The 2,908-nt window shown below is 53.6% G+C and carries 2 protein-coding genes and 1 pseudogene; all 3 read left to right on the top strand.

Annotation, left to right across the window (positions count from 1 at the left end):
* Nucleotides 1-445 (top strand): DUF4960 domain-containing protein (locus BN93_RS00845; RefSeq protein ID WP_019186456.1); only part of this gene is annotated, 445 nt, incomplete at its 5' end.
* A gap of 11 nt (nucleotides 446-456) precedes the next feature.
* Nucleotides 457-2,066, top strand: a pseudogene (locus BN93_RS00840) (glycoside hydrolase domain-containing protein).
* Nucleotides 2,067-2,282: 216 nt separating this feature from the next.
* Nucleotides 2,283-2,908: DUF4980 domain-containing protein (locus BN93_RS00835; protein ID WP_157462605.1), on the top strand; the 626-nt coding region annotated here is incomplete at its 3' end.

Genomic DNA, 2,908 nt, shown 5'->3' with positions numbered 1-2,908 from the left:
CGACGGCCTACCCAATAACTGCTGGGGACAGAATGAGGCCGAGGCCGAAACAGTGGGTTCGCCGTGGAGTTTCTCTATGCGCGGACACACCGATAACGCACTTTATCGCAACCTCGTGATGAAGAGCGACGCCCCCAACGACGTGTTTACCTGCGACGCAGGCTATCGCATCACCAACTCGACAGCCCAATGGCACATCGGTGCAGACTGGGGTGGGTATGCCGATTACGACACTTGGCGCAACAAAACCGGTGCGCGCGACCTTGGATATGGTGGCGATGGTGCCATCGTGGCATGGGAAATACCGGCCAACGGCACCAAAGGCGGCATCGTCTGCATTGGTTCGGGCTGCTACGACTGGTACAGCATCGACCCCGTAACGCCGCATTATCACCAAAATGTAGCCACTTTAACGCGCAACGCCATCAACCTTCTTAAACGATAAACCCAGCAACAATGAACAAAACAGCATATATCATCGCCTCGTTTGCCTTGCTAGCCACACCGCTAGCAAGCTGCGAAAGCGACGCGCCCGCAGTTGAAGAGCGCGACTGGCAGGGAACAACCACCTTCTTCCAATCTGTAGACGACAAGAAACAAGACACCTATTACAAGCCATTTGCAGGTTTCGTGGGCGACCCCATGCCCTTCTTCGACCCCGTGGCAAAGGATTTTAAGGTGCTTTATCTACAAGATTATCGTCCCAATCCTGCCGCAACCTATCACCCCATTTGGGCAGTCAGCACCAAAGACGCAGCTCACTACACTTCGTTAGGCGAACTGATACCCTGCGGAGGGGCTGCCGAACAAGATGCGGCACTAGGCACGGGCTCTACCATCTACGACGAAACGCAGCACACTTACTACACCTTCTACACCGGCAACAAGCATCAGCCACGCCAAGGCGACAACGCACAGGTGGTGATGGTGGCCACTTCGCCCGACTTTAAGACATGGACCAAGAGCCAAACGTTCGTCATTCGCGGCAACGACTATGGTTATAGTGCCAACGATTTTCGCGACCCTTACGTCTATAAGGCCGAAGATGGCAGTGGTTATCGCATGCTCGTGGCCACCTATAAGGATGGTAAGGGCGTGCTGGCAGAGTTTTCTTCTACCGATTTAAAGGCGTGGAAACACGTAGGAGTGTTTATGACGATGATGTGGGATCGCTTTTACGAGTGCCCCGACCTCTTCAAAATGGGCGATTGGTGGTACTTGGTGTACAGCGAAAAGCATGCAGCCGTGCGCCGCGTGCAATACTTCAAGGGGCGCACCCTCGACGAATTGAAGGCTGCTACGGCCAACGACGCAGGCAAATGGCCCGACGACCACGAGGGATTTCTCGACAGTCGCGGTTTCTATGCTGGCAAAACGGCTAGCGACGGCACCAACCGCTACATCTGGGGATGGTGTCCTACACGTCCTGGAAACAACAATACGGATGTTGGGGCTTATCCCCACGAGCCCGAATGGGCAGGCAATTTGGTGGCGCATCGCCTGATACAGCATGCCGACGGCACACTAACGCTCGGCGAAGTGCCTGCCATTAGCACGCAGTTTGGCCAAAACGCCGCCCCCAAACTGATGGCACAAAGCGCGCAAGGGCGTAACGCAAAAACGGCACCGAACCTTAAACTGCAAAGGTGGGGCTTGGGCACTATTCGCCCGACTGGGGCAGGCAAATCGCATCAGTTTCACCGTAAAAAGCGGCCGCCAACACCGATAAGTTCGGCATCTCGCTTGTTCGCGGCAGCGACTCGGAAAAGTGGTACACCCTAGTGGTTAACCCCGAAGGAGCCGACAAACGCAAGGTGAACTTCGAGGAAGAAGGACCGAAGGGTAAGGGCTTTGTTGAGGGAATAGACGGCTATGTGTTTGCCCGACCCGCCGACAACACCTATAACATAACGATCTACACCGACAACAGCGTGCTGGTGATGTACGTCAACGACGTGTGTTGCTACACCAACCGCATCTATAATATGGCCAAAAACTGTTGGAGCATCAACAGCTATGGCGGCGAAGTGAACGTGAGCAACCTCAGCGTGAGCACAACCAAATAGCTTATCAGAGGGTCAACGGGTTGTCCTCGACCAAGAGTCGCGGGCAACCCGTTGTTCGCACACAGCGCATTGCCCCGTTAATAAACATTAATCCGCCCATATCCGATGCGCAAAAACTTGGCGTTTAGCCCACTTAGTTTTATCTTTGGGACAGAGAATTATGGATTTTCCATACCTAACGCGCATCACCTAAACCGCAAACAACCATTCAAGATTATGGCACAAAGACTAACCAAACCCATGCTTAGGCTTGCAACAACCCTCTTATTGCTATTTGTGGCGCATGCCATTGCCCAGGCCGACACCTACAAAAAGATGAACATGCTCAGCAAAAACCATTGCATGCTGGCTTTCGACACGCACACAACGCGCTACTTGCTGTTGCCCGTTGAAGAGAAAGCAGAGCTTTGCAACCTGCGACTTATCGTAGACAACAACGCCATTCAAACGCTTAACGTGCGCTTGGCGGCCGACCACGTAGACTATTTCGTGCCACTTGCACTCGATGCCGTTAAGGGGAAACCCTTCATTCTCGATGTGCACGTGCAGGGCGACGTTCGTAAAAACGGCAACCTAAACGACTATGTGTGCTGGAAAACCATGACAATGACCGACAACTTCGACACAGCCAACCGCGAAAAGTGGCGTCCGCTGTACCACCACACGCCGCCTTACGGATGGATGAACGACCCCAACGGACTGTTTTACAAAGACGGGCTGTACCACCTTTATTACCAATGGAACCCCTATGGGTCGCAATGGGAGAACATGACGTGGGGCCACAGCGTTAGTAAAGACCTTGTGCATTGGGAAGACCGAGGCACAGCCATAGCCCCCGATGC

Origin of the sequence: Prevotella conceptionensis 9403948 (assembly GCF_000312305.1) — a bacterium.
Taxonomy (GTDB): Bacteria; Bacteroidota; Bacteroidia; order Bacteroidales; family Bacteroidaceae; genus Prevotella; species Prevotella conceptionensis.
The sequence above is the reverse complement of the archived record's forward strand: the minus strand, read 5'-3'. Positions and strand labels throughout refer to the sequence as shown.